General features: G+C 63.1%; 14 protein-coding genes. 10 read left to right on the top strand and 4 right to left on the bottom strand.

Annotation, left to right across the window (positions count from 1 at the left end):
- Window positions 1–114: 114 nt before the first annotated feature.
- The 6 genes from Q1B16_RS02525 (at window position 115) to fdh3B (ending at window position 5,920) form a co-directional block, all read left to right on the top strand.
- Window positions 115–681 carry a DUF3305 domain-containing protein gene (locus tag Q1B16_RS02525; RefSeq protein WP_299784619.1) on the top strand — a complete coding sequence of 189 codons (567 nt, stop codon included), beginning with the start codon at window positions 115–117 and terminating at the stop codon, window positions 679–681.
- Entirely contained in the window at window positions 678–1,361 is a 684-nt protein-coding gene (locus Q1B16_RS02520; protein ID WP_299784617.1) for a DUF3306 domain-containing protein, read from the top strand. Before Q1B16_RS02525 ends, Q1B16_RS02520 begins: the two co-directional genes overlap by 4 nt.
- A 2-nt stretch (window positions 1,362–1,363) precedes the next feature.
- Complete coding sequence (locus Q1B16_RS02515) at window positions 1,364–1,972, top strand: molecular chaperone TorD family protein (RefSeq protein WP_299784615.1); 609 nt, start codon at window positions 1,364–1,366, stop codon at window positions 1,970–1,972.
- A gap of 79 nt (window positions 1,973–2,051) precedes the next feature.
- Entirely contained in the window at window positions 2,052–2,243 is a 192-nt protein-coding gene (locus Q1B16_RS02510; RefSeq protein ID WP_299784614.1) for a twin-arginine translocation signal domain-containing protein, read from the top strand.
- Window positions 2,244–2,345: 102 nt separating this feature from the next.
- Complete coding sequence (locus tag Q1B16_RS02505) at window positions 2,346–5,312, top strand: formate dehydrogenase subunit alpha (RefSeq protein ID WP_299784612.1); 2,967 nt, start codon at window positions 2,346–2,348, stop codon at window positions 5,310–5,312.
- A gap of 14 nt (window positions 5,313–5,326) precedes the next feature.
- Window positions 5,327–5,920: a formate dehydrogenase FDH3 subunit beta gene (gene fdh3B / locus Q1B16_RS02500; RefSeq protein WP_085640627.1), complete on the top strand. Its 594-nt coding sequence runs from the start codon at window positions 5,327–5,329 to the stop codon at window positions 5,918–5,920.
- A 529-nt stretch (window positions 5,921–6,449) separates the two neighbouring features.
- Here fdh3B and Q1B16_RS02495 read toward each other — a convergent pair.
- Together Q1B16_RS02495 and cls are read right to left on the bottom strand one after the other, a co-directional pair.
- A complete protein-coding gene (locus tag Q1B16_RS02495) occupies window positions 6,450–7,127 on the bottom strand; it encodes an endonuclease/exonuclease/phosphatase family protein (protein WP_299784609.1) in 678 nt (225 codons plus the stop codon).
- Window positions 7,127–8,530 carry a cardiolipin synthase gene (cls, locus tag Q1B16_RS02490; protein WP_299784607.1) on the bottom strand — a complete coding sequence of 468 codons (1,404 nt, stop codon included), beginning with the start codon at window positions 8,528–8,530 and terminating at the stop codon, window positions 7,127–7,129. Before cls ends, Q1B16_RS02495 begins: the two co-directional genes overlap by 1 nt.
- 269 nt (window positions 8,531–8,799) lie before the next feature.
- On the opposite strand from cls, the gene Q1B16_RS02485 reads away from it, so the two are divergent.
- From Q1B16_RS02485 to Q1B16_RS02475, 3 genes are read left to right on the top strand one after another with little or no spacing between them, the layout of a single operon-like run.
- Window positions 8,800–9,978 carry a formate dehydrogenase subunit gamma gene (locus tag Q1B16_RS02485; protein ID WP_299785968.1) on the top strand — a complete coding sequence of 393 codons (1,179 nt, stop codon included), beginning with the start codon at window positions 8,800–8,802 and terminating at the stop codon, window positions 9,976–9,978.
- Between the two features lies 1 nt (window position 9,979).
- Window positions 9,980–11,284 carry a c-type cytochrome gene (locus Q1B16_RS02480; RefSeq protein WP_299784605.1) on the top strand — a complete coding sequence of 435 codons (1,305 nt, stop codon included), beginning with the start codon at window positions 9,980–9,982 and terminating at the stop codon, window positions 11,282–11,284.
- The gene (locus Q1B16_RS02475; protein ID WP_299786038.1) at window positions 11,281–11,409 is read left to right on the top strand and encodes a hypothetical protein; all 129 of its coding nucleotides are present in this window, start codon (window positions 11,281–11,283) and stop codon (window positions 11,407–11,409) included. Before Q1B16_RS02480 ends, Q1B16_RS02475 begins: the two co-directional genes overlap by 4 nt.
- 5 nt (window positions 11,410–11,414) lie before the next feature.
- Here the strand turns inward: Q1B16_RS02475 and Q1B16_RS02470 are convergent, their stop codons facing one another.
- Together Q1B16_RS02470 and Q1B16_RS02465 are read right to left on the bottom strand one after the other, a co-directional pair.
- The gene (locus tag Q1B16_RS02470) at window positions 11,415–12,218 is read right to left on the bottom strand and encodes an aspartate dehydrogenase (RefSeq protein WP_299784603.1); all 804 of its coding nucleotides are present in this window, start codon (window positions 12,216–12,218) and stop codon (window positions 11,415–11,417) included.
- Entirely contained in the window at window positions 12,215–13,429 is a 1,215-nt protein-coding gene (locus Q1B16_RS02465) for a pyridoxal phosphate-dependent aminotransferase (RefSeq protein WP_299784601.1), read from the bottom strand. The genes Q1B16_RS02470 and Q1B16_RS02465 overlap by 4 nt, the downstream gene beginning before the upstream one ends.
- Before the next feature lie 114 nt (window positions 13,430–13,543).
- On the opposite strand from Q1B16_RS02465, the gene xylB reads away from it, so the two are divergent.
- On the top strand, window positions 13,544–14,980 hold the full coding sequence (gene xylB, locus Q1B16_RS02460; protein ID WP_299784599.1) for a xylulokinase: 1,437 nt from the start codon (window positions 13,544–13,546) through the stop codon (window positions 14,978–14,980).
- The last annotated feature ends 132 nt before the right edge of the window (window positions 14,981–15,112 follow it).

Genomic DNA, 15,112 nt, shown 5'->3' with positions numbered 1-15,112 from the left:
GCGGCGGGTGCCTGCGTGGTCTCTTTTCGGAGGTTTGATGTTTTGACATACCCAAGGGCTATGCTAGGCAGATGTCAACCGCGCCCGTGAGGCCGGACCCGGGAGGAGCCCAGTTTGACCAAGTCTGACAGCCGTTCGATCGAACTGCCGGTGGGCGTTGTGATGCAGCGCCGGCCGGGCGTGACCCGTTGGCAGAAATGGGCGTATTCCCCAACAGCACTGTTGCCGGGCGCAGGTCCGGCGCATTGGAAACTGCTGCGCGAGGACGGGGATGTGACCGAGTACCATGTCGGCACGCGTAACCTGACGCTCTGGCGCACCGATGCCGAAGCCTATCGCATCGGCCTCGCCGAGCCGGTGGTCTGTGCCTATGTCGTGCTTCAACCGGGCGACGACGAATGGCCCTTCAAGGTGAAACTGATCACCGCCAACCCGCACGAAGCCATGCAATACGCAGATGGCGGCGAGGATGTGGTGGAAAAGGTGCCGATGCCCCCCGCCCTCGTGGCCTGGGTGCAGGAATGGACCGACCGGCACTTCGTCGAAGAGCCGTTCGTGAAGCGCAAGCGCAAGCGGTATCACGAGGAAAAGGTCGAGGACGGCAAGGGCGATCCGCGCATCGCGCAGGTGAGCGATGTCTACCGCGCGCCCACGAGCGCCCGAAAGGCCCGCCCGTCATGAGCCGGGGATCGGATTTCTGGTCCCGCCGCAAGGCGCGGGTGGAGGCCGAGCAAGCCGAGGAGGCTCGACGCGCCGAAGAGGTCGAAACCCGCGCGGCGCAACAGCAGCTTGAAGAAAAGACCGACGCCGAGATCCTCGAAGAGTTCGGCCTGCCAGACCCGGACAGTCTCGAGCCCGGACAGGATATCGCGGGGTTCATGCACAAGGCGGTGCCCGAACGCCTCCGCAGACGCGCGATGCGGCAGTTGTGGAAGCTCAATCCCGTGCTCGCCAATCTGGATGGGCTCAACGATTACGACGGCGATTTCACCAATGCGGCGACCGACGCGCCGGGGGTGAAAACGGCCTACCAGGTGGGCAAGGGATTGCTGCGTCACGTACAGGCATTGGAAGAACAGGAACGGTCGAAGATCGCGGCCCAAGCGGGCGAAGGCATTGATACCCCAGAGAATCTGTCGGAAATCGCCTTGAGCGACCAGACCCCGGAAAGATCGCCGGAAAAAACATCAATTCCGGAAAATATGCAGGATCATGCAATTTCTGCACCTGCATCTACGACTAAGGTAGAAGATGATCGCGACGCCGATGAATATGCCGACGGCACACCTTTGGATACAATGGCAGAGGAACCTGCGCGTCCTCGCCGGATGCGTTTCAGAATAGAAAGCGAGACAGGATGACAATGAGCGCGGCTGAGGCTACGCCATCGGTGTCGGAAGAGGACCGCCTTCGCGCGGATCTTTACAACTATCTCGGCCTGATCCTGTCGGCTCCGCCCGACGAACTTCTGTTGTCGCAGACCGCTGGCCTGACCGGCGACGACACTGACCTGGGTCAGGCGATCACCCGGCTTGCCGATTGCGCGAAAACCACCACGCCGCAGCAAGCCGAACGCGAGTTCAACAAGCTGTTCATCGGTCTGGGCCGTGGCGAATTGCTGCCCTATGCGAGCTTCTACCTGACGGGCTTCCTGCACGAAAAGCCGTTGGCCGTGCTGCGCAGCGACCTGTCGGCGCGCCGGATCGAACGCGCGCCCAATGTCTATGAACCCGAGGACAACATTGCGACGCTCATGGAAGTGATGGGCGGGCTGATCGTCGGGCGGTTTTCCACGCCATCGACGCTCGAGGATCAAAAGACTTTCTTCAACCGGCACATCGCCCCGTGGGCAGGCCATTTCTATGCCGACCTGGAAACCGCAAAGACCGCGATGCTCTACAGCGCGGTCGGATCGGTCGGAAAGGCATTCATGAAGATCGAACGCGAAGCGTTCAGACTGACCCCGGCCTGAGCCGGGATAGAACCTGGCGGGTGACCGTCATCCAGCGGCAGACCCGCCGCACCAAACACTAAGAAGGGAGGAACCTTCCATGACTGAGAAAACAAAGGCGTCCGCAAGTCGCCGTGATTTTCTGAAACTGGCAGGCACCGCAGCACCCGCTGCCGTGGCAGCAGTCGCCGTGTCAGGCACCCAGGCTGAAGCCGCGGAAACGCCCAAGGCGGACGGCAAGATGCAGGACACCGCGCATACCCGCGCCTATCTCGCCAGTACCCGGTTCTAAACCACGTACATCACCTCCCCCCTGCGGATCGGACACGGTCCGGTCACAGGACACAACCCAGCCGACGGCACACCCTGCCCGAGGTAGCTTAAGAGGGATACCATGCTAAGAAAGAAAACCGGAGGGCTGACCCGACGCGCTGCGCGGACAGGCCTGATCTCGGAAGTCGCTCACAAATCCGTCGACCGCCGCTCGTTCCTGCGCGGATCGGGCCTTGCCATCGGTGGCCTTGCAGCCATCAGCGCCACGGGTGGCGCGGTCACGCAAGCCAGCGCGCAATCCGCCGTCAACGGCGCGGTCGAAACCGTCAAATCGGTCTGCACGCACTGTTCCGTCGGCTGTACCGTCGTCGCCGAAGTCAGCAATGGCGTCTGGATCGGCCAGGAACCCGGCTGGGACAGCCCGTTCAACCTGGGTGCCCACTGCGCCAAAGGGGCCGCCGTCCGCGAGCACGCCCATGGGGAACGCCGCCTCAAGTACCCGATGAAGAAAGAGGGCGGTGAGTGGAAGCGCATCTCCTGGGAGCAGGCGATCAACGAAATCGGTGACAAGATGCTCGAGGTCCGCGAGGAAAGCGGCCCGGATTCGGTCTACTGGCTGGGATCGGCCAAGCACAACAACGAACAAGCCTACCTGATGCGCAAGTTCGCCGCCTATTGGGGCACGAACAACATCGACCACCAGGCGCGGATCTGTCACTCGACCACGGTTGCGGGTGTGGCGAACACATGGGGCTACGGCGCCATGACCAACAGCTACAACGACATCCACAAGTCGCGCGCGATCTTCCTGATCGGCGGCAACCCGGCCGAAGCGCACCCGGTGTCCTTGCTCCACATCCTCAAGGCGAAAGAGCAGAACAACGCGCCGGTCATCGTCTGCGACCCGCGTTTCACACGCACCGCGGCGCATGCGGATGAATATGTCCGCTTCCGTCCCGGCACCGACGTGGCGCTGGTCTGGGGCATCCTCTGGCACATCTTCGAAAACGGATGGGAGGACAAGGAGTTCATCCGCACCCGTGTCTGGGGCATGGACCAGATCAAGGAAGAAGTCGCCAAGTGGAACCCCGAAGAGGTCGAGCGCGTCACCGGCACCCCCGGTTCGCAGCTTGAGCGGGTTGCGCGCACGCTGGCCAACAACCGTCCCGGCACCGTGATCTGGTGCATGGGCGGCACCCAGCACACCAACGGTAACAACAACACTCGCGCCTATTGCGTGCTTCAGCTTGCGCTTGGCAACATGGGTCAGGCCGGTGGCGGCACCAACATCTTCCGCGGCCACGACAACGTGCAGGGCGCAACTGACCTTGGCGTTCTCGCCGACACCCTGCCCGGCTATTACGGTCTGGCCGAAGGATCGTGGGCCCACTGGGCGCGCGTCTGGGAAGAAGACCTCGATTGGCTCAAGGCGCAGTTCTCACAGGAGATGGTCGGCGATACACCGATGATGAACCTGACGGGCATCCCGGTGTCGCGCTGGATCGACGGTGTTCTGGAGGACAAGGAAAACCTCGATCAGCCCGACAACACCCGTGTGATGGTTCTGTGGGGCCACGCGCCCAACTCGCAGACCCGTTTGCCGGAAATGAAGACGGCGATGGAAAAGCTCGACACGCTGGTCGTGATCGACCCGTTCCCGACCGTCTCTGCCGTGCTGCATGACCGGACCGATGGCGTGTACCTGCTGCCGGCAACGACGCAGTTCGAAACCCGTGGCTCTGTCACGGCGTCGAACCGGTCGATCCAATGGCGCGATCAGGTCATGGCACCGATGTTTGAATCGAAGACCGATCACGAGATCATGGGTCTGTTTGCGCAGAAATTCGGCTTCCACGACCGCATTTTCCGCAACATCGCGCTGGAAGACGACGGCGTGACGCCGGTGGTCGAAGACCTCACCCGCGAGTTCAACAAGGGCATGTGGACGATCGGCTATACCGGCCAGTCGCCCGAGCGGCTCAAGCTGCACATGGCGAACCAGCACACCTTCGACCGCACGACGTTGCAGGCCGTGGGTGGTCCGGCAGATGGCGATTACTACGGTATGCCGTGGCCCTGCTGGGGCACCGCCGAGATGAACCATCCCGGCACGCCGAACCTCTACGACATGTCGCTGCCGGTTTCCAAAGGTGGCCTGACCTTCCGCGCCCGTTTCGGCGTGGAAAAGGACGGCGACAACCTTCTGGCCGAGGGCGTGGCCTCTGCGAATTCCGAAATTCAGGACGGATATCCGGAATTCACCATGCAGATGCTCATCGACCTTGGATGGGACGGTGATCTGACCGACGAGGAACGCGCGTCGATCGAAAAGGTCGCTGGCTATGTCAGCCCCGGCCAGACCGAGACCGGCGAGCAGTCGCAGACGGGCGAAATCCCGTCTGATTACGCGGCCAAGGTGGGCGGCGTGAACTGGAAGACCGACCTGTCGGGCGGCATCCAGCGGGTGGCGATCAAGCACGAATGCGCGCCCTTCGGCAACGCCAAGGCCCGTGCCGTCGTGTGGACCTTCCCGGATCCGGTGCCGCTGCACCGCGAACCGCTCTACACCAACCGCTACGACCTCGTGGCCGACTACCCGACCTACGAGGACAAGAAGTTCTGGCGCGTGCCGACGATGTACAAGTCGATCCAGGCCAACGACTTCTCGAAGGACTACCCGATCATCCTCACCTCCGGCCGTCTGGTCGAATACGAGGGCGGCGGCGACGAGACACGGTCGAACCCGTGGCTGGCCGAGCTGCAGCAGGACATGTTCATCGAGATCAACCCGCGCGACGCAAACGATCTGGGTGTGCGTGACGGGGCGCAGGTCTGGGTGGAAGGCCCCGAGGGCGGCAAGGTCAAGGTCATGGCCATGCTGACCGAAAGGGTCGCACCGGGCGTGGCCTTCATGCCCTTCCACTTCGGCGGGCATTTCCAGGGCGAGGACCAGCGGTCCAAGTACCCGGAAGGCGCCGATCCCTACGTCCTGGGTGAGTCGACCAACACCGCGCAGACCTACGGGTATGACTCGGTGACCCAGATGCAGGAAACCAAAGCCACCCTTTGCAAAATCATGGCAGCTTGAGGAGGACCTGAAACATGGCACGAGCTAAATTCCTGGTCGACGCCGAACGCTGCATCGAATGCAACGCCTGCGTCACGGCCTGTAAGAACGAGCATGAGGTTCCGTGGGGGATCAACCGCCGCAAGGTGGTCACGATCAACGACGGCAAGCCCGGCGAACGGTCGATCTCGGTGGCTTGCATGCACTGTTCCGACGCGCCCTGCATGGCCGTCTGCCCAGTGGATTGCTTCTACCAGAACGAAGAGGGTGTGGTCCTGCACTCCAAGGACCTCTGCATCGGCTGCGGCTACTGCTTCTACGCCTGCCCCTTTGGCGCACCGCAATACCCACAAGCGGGCAATTTCGGGTCGCGCGGCAAGATGGACAAGTGCACCTTCTGCGCCGGTGGCCCGGAAGAGAACCACTCCACAGCCGAATTCGCCAAGTACGGCCGCAACCGCATCGACGAAGGCAAGCTGCCGATCTGCGCGGAAATGTGCGCCACCAAGGCCCTGCTCGCCGGTGACGGTGACGTGGTGTCGGCGATCTACCGCGAACGCGTCGTGGCGCGCGGTTTCGGATCGGGCGCCTGGGGCTGGGGAACGGCCTACGACCAGAAGGACGGCTGATCCGTCAGTCTGATCAAGTGACAGTTGGAAAGCCCCGGATTTGTCTCCGGGGCTTTTTTCTTTGGGCGTGCCGGGCTGAAGCCAGGTCTTGGAAGAGTTGGACATGCCCAAGATTCTCGCTGGCCCCGAGTTTCGGCATGACATGCGAGATCGTCATCCTCGGGCTTGACCCGAGGATCTCTTTGGCCCGAGGTCCTCGGGTCAAGCCCGAGGATGACGGTTGAATTAGAAAAGAAGCGGCGCCGCTCTTGTGGGCCTGACCGTTCTCTTATCTGCCGGGGATGTCCCGGGACCTGTACCCCTGTCGGGGCCTTCTGAAACCGGTTTCTCATGGTCTTCCCACAAAGGGGATCAAGAGAATGTCAGTTCAAGTGTCGCGGCATGGGAGTGACCCTTCCCGCTCGATGCGCATCGTGGGCGGGGGTATGCCGTTGTGCCGGTTAAGGATATCGCAACGCAGCGTGCGGTCGGGGGGCAAGCGGCTTCGAAGCCGCTTGCCCCCGCATTTTCGAAAATGCGGCCACGGCGCTCAGACCGCGAGATCCATCCAGATCGGCAGATGATCCGACGCGCGTCGCGCCTCCCCCTGCTCGAACACCCCCGCCCGCGCCACGCGCAGACCGCGCCCGACGGCAAAGCGGTCCAGCGGGGCGACGGGCCGGGAGGCGTGAAAGCTGCGCCCGGGGCTGACCACATCGAAGGCGTGTTCCAGAATGTCGAAGCCGACGCGCGGGGACCATTCGTTGAAATCCCCCGCGATCACCGCGCGGTCCGTCTTGGCCGACAATTCCTCGAGCAGATGAGCCAGTTGCAACTGGCGGCATCCGCGCCGCAGGCCCAGATGCGTGCCGACCAGCGTCAGTTTTTCCGACGGCCCTTCCAGATCGGCGATGAGCGCCCCGCGCGGCTCGATCCCCGGCAGGCTGAGCCGCTCCGTCGCGCCGATCCGCCAGCCGTCGCGCACCAGAAGCGCGTTGCCGTGCCAGCCAGAGCTCGGTCCGTTGGTCACGTTGAGAACCCGCAAGCCGGTATGATCGTATAGCGCGTCTTCGGGCAGGACAGCCGGCCGCGCGCCAAGCCGCTTGTCGGCTTCCTGCAACGCCACGACATCGGCGTTGAGACCTTCGAGCACCCGGATGATCCGAAGCGGATCGCGCCGCCAGTCAAGACCCACCGCCTTGCGGATGTTATAGCTCGCAATCCGCATCAGAGCACCGGGGCGAACAGCCGGGCCACACGGGCCACCATGCCGATGAAGATCGAGCGGTCGTCGAGGTCGGTATCGATCCGCGTGGCATTGCCGAAATCGGTGACAAGCATCTCCTCCACCTCCGACGCGGCGCTTTTTCCCTCGGTCAGGACCGTAATCTCGAAATTGAGAAGGCCCGAGCGGATATCCAGATTGATCGAGCCGACCGAGGCCAGATCATCGTCCACCAGTGCAACCTTCTGATGCACGAAGGCCGGATCGTACATCCAGACCTCACCGCCGACCGAGCGCAGATCGTCGAAATAGGCCAGCCCAGCGAAATAGGTGATGTAGTGATCGGCGCGGCCCGGCACGAGGATACGCACGTCCACCCCGCGCAGCGCCGCAAAGCGCAGCGCCGTCAGAACGTCCCGGTCCGGTACAAAATAGGGGGTCGAGATCCACAAGCGTGTCTGCGCCGCATGCGCGAGCGCGATGAAATAGAGATTGCCTGCCGCGATTTCCTCGGCCGGTGACGGCGCCAGCGCCACCGCTTTGAGGTCGCCCGCAGGCGGCGGTGTTTCGGAGGCCACCTGGCTCAAATCCTCGCCCGTGGCCCACATCCAGTCGGACGAGAAATGCAGGGCAAGCTGGGCCACGATGGGACCTTCGAAGCGCGCAAACGTATCGCGCCACGCGCCGATGGATGGATTACGCCCGACATAGGTTTTCGAGACGTTCAACCCGCCGGTGAACGCGACCTTATTGTCCACCACCACCAGTTTGCGGTGATTGCGGTAGTTGAACTGGAACGGCCCCAAGAGCCGTTGCGGCCCCTTCGGACGGGCCAGGCGAACGCCCGCGTCCTCCAGCCGCTTCTTGAAGTATCCCGGCAGCCCGAAGAACGGCAGCTCATCATGCAGCAGCCAGACAGACACACCTGCCTTGGCCCGTTCGATCAGGGCGTCGCGCAAGGCTTCACCGATATCGTCATCCTTGATCGTGTAGAACTGCACGAACAGCGTCGTTTCGGCACTTCGGATGGCCTCGAGCACCGCATCGTAAGTCGCCTGCCCGTCGATGAGCAGCGACATCGCGTTGCCCTCGGTCACGGGCAGCCGGGCGATCTTGGCGAACGCGTCCAACCGACAGGGCGCGTGCACGATCTGGTCGCCTGAAGCCATGTCGAACACGTCTTCATCGGACTTCCGGCGTTCGCGTTCGAAGCGTTTGTAATTCGCGTGACCGAAAACGAGATAGAGCAGCGTACCGACGAGCGGCAAAAGCAGGATCAGCAAAATCCACGCGGTCGATCCCTGCGGTGTCCGGGATGTGAGCAACGCGCGGTACGATGCGACCAGGGCCAGCAGCCCGAGGACGGCAGCGATGGCGGCATTCGAGAAGGTCAGAAAATCACTCATGCCGCTTTGGCCCATCTGCCGCCGAAATGTCGGAATGGCTTGCCGTTGGCATCATCTTGAGTATCCTTAAAAAGTCGTATGGTCGGCGTATGTTTTTGTCGCCATACAGCCATCTGAGTTGGTCAAACCTGACCCAATAAGACCGTGTTTCGCAAGGCCGAGCGTCACGAACGCTCATTACGGGAGGACGCACTGACATGCGTGACGTACGAAAGATCATCCTCGGTTGTATCATGGCCGTGCTGGCCTTCATGTTCCTGATGTCATGGATGACCCCGGGATCAGTCAACGCGCAAGAGGCGACAACAGTTGCCCCCGAGGCCGAAATCGACCGCTCTGCAACGGGCGGCGCGACCACGCTCGAGGACATCATGCGCAGGCAACAGGGCCTGCCCGTCGACAATGACTACCGCGCCGAGAATGTCGGCAATCCAGAGTCCGCAGCGGGGCTGAGCGAGCAGCTTGGTACCCTTGGCGGCGCGTCCGACCCCGACCTGTGGCGCGGGATGCGTTTCAACGCGGCGGATGTCACGACGCAGGTGCGCGGCCCTGCCGCCGAGGTGCTGATCCAGGATCGCGGCATGTGGTGGTTGCAGTTCCGCGAAGGTCCGCTGCTGACCTATGGCGGGTATCTGCTTCTTGGCACGCTCGGCTTTCTTGCCCTGTTCTACCTGATCCGCGGCCGTGTCCGCATCGACGGTGAAAAGACCGGTCGCCGCATCGAGCGGTTCAAGAATTTCGAACGCTTCGGCCATTGGCTGCTTGCGGGATCGTTCATCCTCCTGGGGATCACTGGCCTCGTGTCGCTCATGGGGCGCAAGTTCCTGATCCCGGCTTTCGGGCACGAAGCCTATGCCTGGCTCGCGACCGGGTCGAAATGGATCCACAACAACGTCTCCTGGGCGTTCATGCTGGCGTTGGTGATGATCTTCGTGATGTGGGTGATCCACAACTTCCCCGACAAGACCGACCTCAAGTGGCTGGCCAAGGGCGGCGGCCTCTTCGGTGGCGGGCACCCGCCTGCCAAGAAATTCAACGCGGGACAAAAGTTGATCTTCTGGTCGACCATCGTGCTTGGCGTGTCGATTTCCGTATCGGGCCTTTCGCTGCTGTTTCCCTTCGAATTGCCGCTGTTTGCCAAGACCTTCGCCATTCTGAACACCACCGGCTTGCCCGAGATGCTGGGCTTCGGCGTGTTGCCGGAAACGATGACACCGCATGAAGAGATGCAATATGCGCAGTTGTGGCACGCCATCGTCAGCTTCGTTCTGATGGCGATCATTCTTGCGCATATCTACATCGGCTCCATCGGTATGGAAGGCGCGTTCGATGCGATGGGCAATGGTATGGTCGAAGAGCAATGGGCCAAGGAACACCACAGCCTGTGGGTCGAAGAGGTCAAGCAGCGCGAAGGCAAGGCGCCCAGCGGTGCAACCCCGGCCGAGTAAGATGCGCGCCGCTCTGGCTACATCGGCGGCTCTGCTCTGCGCAGGGCCGCTCGCGGCGGACGAATTCTTCACGCTTCAGGGACATGGCGGCCCGATCATGGGGATCGCCGTGTCCGACGAGGACCAGATCGCGACGGTCAGTTTCGACAACGCATTGGGGCTTTGGTCGGGGTCCAATCCGGTCTGGTTCGATGGGCATGACGCGGCGGTGAACGCCGTCGCCTTCGGCCCCGATGGCACGCTCTATTCTGCCGGGGATGATTTCACCCTGCGCGTCTGGTCCCCGGACGGGATCGAACATGCCGTCTGGACCGGACACAAAGGCAAGGTGGTGTCATTGGCCCTGTCCCCCGATGGGGCGACCGTCGCATCGGCCAGTTGGGATGGCACCATCGGGCTGTGGCCCACCGATGGCAGCGCCCCGGCGTTCCTGACCGGGCATAGCGGGCCAGTGAACGATGTCGCGTTCACGCGCGATGGGACCGCGCTTTATTCGGCCTCAGCCGATGGCAGCATCCGGCTTTGGGATCTTGCCTCCAAAAGCGAGCGTCAGCGCGTGGTCGAACATGGGTTCGGCGTAAACGAGCTTGAGCTGAACGAGGCCGCAGGCTGGCTCGCCTATGGCGCAGTCGATGGAGGCACACGGGTGCTGGATCTGGGAACAGGCGACACGCTGGCCGACCTGACGCTGGAACGCCGCCCGATCCTGTCGATGGCGACAAGCCCGGATGGGGACCTCCTCGCCGTGGGAGACGGCGAAGGGTATATCATGGTGGTCGAAACACCGGACTGGCGCATCGCGCGTGATTTCCGTGCGACGGAACGCGGGCCGGTCTGGGCGCTGGCGTTTTCGCAGGGCGGCACCAACATCCACGCGGGCGGGCTTGATCCGCGGATGTATTCATGGCCCATCGCCGCGATGGGAGAAGCCGATCCGATGGCCACCGGAACCCCCGGCTTTCTGGCCGATGCTGACACCATGCCCAACGGCGAACGGCAGTTCATGCGCAAATGTTCGATCTGCCACACGCTGACCCCCGGCAGCGCCCGCCGCGCGGGGCCGAGCCTTTACGACCTGTTCGGCAGACAGGCGGGCACGGTCGAGGATTACAGCTATTCCGACGCTCTGAACGGGTCGGAGATCGTCTGGGACGAAGACACGATTGATGCTCTTTTCGATATCGGGCCAGAGCATTACATACCGGGAACCAAGATGCCGATGCAGAGGATCACCGGCGCGCAGGACCGCGCCGATCTCGTGGCCTATCTGCGTCGGGAAACCGCGCCAAAGGAGAGTTCGCAGTGAAAGCCATGTTGTTTGGGTTCGTCGCCATCGCCGTGATCGCCGTTGGCGCAGATTTCACCCTCGACCAGATGGGATGGAGCGCCCAGGAGCAGGGCGCGTCCCCGTCGAATGTCAGACTGGACTGACCCTGTCAGGTTCCGACCTGAAGCACCGACGTTTTCTGCCGCAAAAGTGCTATCACGCTCAGTGCGGTGATCTTGCCGGTTGCGGGGTTTTCGTCGGAAGGGCGGTTTTGGATCGTCATTTCGAAATCCGAGCTGTCCGATGTGACCCGCACAATGTGCTTGTTCTTGTCGAGCGCCGGATCGGCCCAAACCTCCATCCGCGTCCTGTCGGGGCCAAAGCCCGCAAGGCTGACAGCGGCGGCGACATTGACATTGGCCGGGAACACGCGGGCGACCTCGGTCACGGTTCCGCCCAGAACGAGCATCGGTTCGGTCAGGTTGCTCAGGTCGATCTTGTTGTCCACCACGTAAGGCGCTTTCGCGAGGCCCGCGACGGGTTTGCGGGTTTCGATCACGACCGAGTGCAAGTCACCCACCGCCGCGCCCTTGATCGCGTCGAGGCCGAGCATCGCGCCCGACGGAATGACAATCCTCGCGCCGGTCTCTGCGGCCAGATCGAACAGCGCCTGCTGCCCAAGAAGCTGACTTGCCGACAGGACCACGAGTTCCTTGCCCGCCTTCACGACCGGCTGCGCGAGGTCCATGAAAAGCTGCGGCGGCAGGGCTTCGATCACCACATCGCAATGGTCCGCAATCTCGTCCAGCGCATAGACCGGCGCGGGTTTGGACAGCGTTGCATTCGCCTCTGCGGCGCGGTCGGCGTTGCGGGCGCTGATCCCGGCCAACTCACAGCCGGGGATGCCGCCCCGATCCAGTTCCTGCGCGACCCGAAGCCCGATCGCGCCCATGCCTGCGATGCCGATCTTCATGCGCGGTACCTTTCGACCATCTCGACGATCCGATGCGCAGCGGCGACCGAGGCCGCGTGATCCTGCGAGAAGTTCAGGCGCACGCTGTTTGCCGTGTGCGGTGCGAATTCCGATCCCGGTGTGACCGTGACCCCGGCTTGCACGCGCAACAGGCGCACGAAATCCTCGGGTGAGACCACCAGTTCCGGCAATTCGGGGAAGAGATAGCTTCCCGCCTGCGGGCAGGCTGTCGGAAAGCCAGCGGCGCGGAAGATCGCCAATAGGTCATCGCGGATCGCTTCGTGCTGGGCGATGCGGGTGTCCATCCAGCCCTCGGGTTCGTGGAACCACGTCTTGAGCGCGGCTTGGGAATAGCCAGCCGCGCGCAGGGACACGATGGCCTGCAATTTCTCCATCCGTTCGATCAACGGGGCCGACCCGAAGGCAACACCAAGGCGGAAGCCGCTGAGCGACTCGGTCTTCGACGGGCCCATAATGGTGATGAGGTTCCGGGGTCGCTCCGCACAGGCGCGCAGATGGGTATAGGTTTCACCGCTATAGAGCAGCCGGGAGTAAAGCTGATCGACGATCACGGTGACATCGTATTGCGCCGCAAGCCGGGCGATAGCAGTGATCGCGTCCTCTTGTGTGACAACGCCGGTGGGGTTGTTCGGGGTGGAAAAGACCAGCACCTCGGCCCCGGCCTTGAACGCGGCTTCCAGTTGCTCAAGGTCCGGTCCACGCTGAGGCGCGTCGTCTTGGTAATGCAGGGCGACGGGCAGGATCTCTCCGCCGAAGAACGCCACCAGCTTGCGGTTGGCGAAATAGTCCGGCTCCATGATGGCCACCTTGGTGCCGCGATCCACGGTCGCGCCCAGCGCCAGGAACAGCGCGCCTTGTGTGCCGGGGGTGATAATCAGCTCGTCCACCGGATCGACCGGCGCGCCGGTGAAACCCGCCAGGCTTGCGGCCACGTCTTCGCGGATCGCGGCAGCACCCCGGTATTCGGTATAGGCCTGCGCGGCACCGGCCTCGAACCCCTCTTCCCAGGCGGCCCGCGCGCCGGGCGTGGGTTCGAACGCATCCACATCGCCATGTGAGAAATCAACCGGAACGCCGGGAAGGACATCCCCCCGCATCACCGATTTCAAACTGTCCGCGTTCTGCCGAACCTCCTGTCCCGGCGCGTTCTCCGCGCCAAGCCGTGCAAATTTCGCGTCAAGACTGCTCATGATGTCGCTCCCCCGGTTGGTCCCGTTCTGTCTATCCCGGCTTTCGGCCTCGCACCAGATCCCTATGCCCGGAGCCGGCTTGCGTCGTTGTTAGCGCTGACGTAAAGCTGCGGCATGTTTTTGGGCATCGACATAGGCACATCGGCGGTCAAGGTGATCTGCACCGATGGCAGCACGATTCATGGCTCGGCCAGCGCGGATCTGACGGTGCAATCGCCGCAACCCGGCTGGTCGGAGCAGGACCCGAACGCGTGGTGGGCGGCGACCTGCAAGGCCCTCACAGAGGTCGGAAAGACGGTATCTCTGGCACAGGTCACGGCCGTCGGGCTGTCCGGTCAGATGCACGGTGCGGTGCTGTTGGATGCGCAGAAAACCGTTCTGCGCCCCGCGATCCTTTGGAATGACAGCCGGTCCACGAGCGATTGCGCCACGTTGCGCGAGGCCCTGCCAGAGATCGGAGAGATCGCGGGCGTGCTGCCCCTGCCCGGCTTCACCGCGCCGAAACTGATGTGGGTGGCGCGGGAAGAGCCTGAAATTCACGCACGCATCGCGCATGTCCTGCTACCCAAGGATTACATCGGTCTTTGCCTGCACGGTGCCCTTGCCACGGATCGCTCGGATGCCGCCGGGACATTGTGGCTCGACCAATCCGCGCGGGACTGGAGCGCACGTGTCGCTGAGGCTTCGGCTACCGAGTTGGAGTGGCTGCCGCCTTTGGCCGACGGGCAAGACATCGTTGGCCATGTGACCGCCGATGCCGCGTCCGAGACCGGCTTGCCTGCGGGTATTCCGGTCGTTGCGGGTGGCGGTGACGCAGCAACAGGCGCGGTGTCGTTGGGGGCGACAGAGGCGGGGCGCGGATTCATTTCGCTTGGCACATCGGGACAGTTGTTTGTGGCGGGTGACGTCTATCGGCCCAACCCGGCCAAGTTCGTGCATGCCTTTGCCCACACGGTGCCGGATCGCTGGTACCAGATGGCGGCGATGCTGAACGGCGCGCGGCCCATCGCGTGGCTGGCCGGACAATTGGGGATCAGCGCGGGCGATGTGGTGGGGCTGGCCGAAACCGCCGATCCGGTGCGGGTGCCCATCTTCCTGCCCTACCTGACGGGCGAGCGCAGTCCGCATGGCGATCCGCATATCCGCGCCGGGTTCTTCGGGCTGGAAGACAGCACCGACCGCGCAGCGCTGTGCCGGGCCGTTCTCGAAGCGGTGGCCTTCACCTTCGCGGACGCCGCAGAAAGTTTTGGCGACAGCATCGCCGATCTGCCGCATCTCGCCGCGATCGGAGGCGGGAGCAGATCGCCCTTCCTGCTGCACCTGATCGCGACCGCGACGGGGATGCGCATCGGGCGCACGACGGGTTCGGACGCGGGCCCCGCGATGGGTGCGGCGCGTCTGGCCGGGTGTGGCATCGGTGCGCTGTCCCTGTCCGATTTGGGGCAGGAACCCGAGATCACCGATTGGTTCGATCTGCTGGAAATTCCGGGTCTGGACGACAGGCTGGAACGGTATCGCGCGCTCTACCGTGCGGTCAAACCGCTCCACTGACGGACGGCTTACGCCGAGTATTGCCTGATAAACCGGCGATCCTTGCACGGCTTTGGCCGCTCCACGCGCTTTTTTACAAGACTTATTGATTTTTTGCGCGCGATAAGAAACTGTAAAGCAGACGTCAAGTTT

The organism is uncultured Marivita sp. (assembly GCF_947488135.1).
Taxonomy (GTDB): Bacteria; Pseudomonadota; Alphaproteobacteria; order Rhodobacterales; family Rhodobacteraceae; genus Marivita.
The sequence above is the reverse complement of the archived record's forward strand: the minus strand, read 5'-3'. Positions and strand labels throughout refer to the sequence as shown.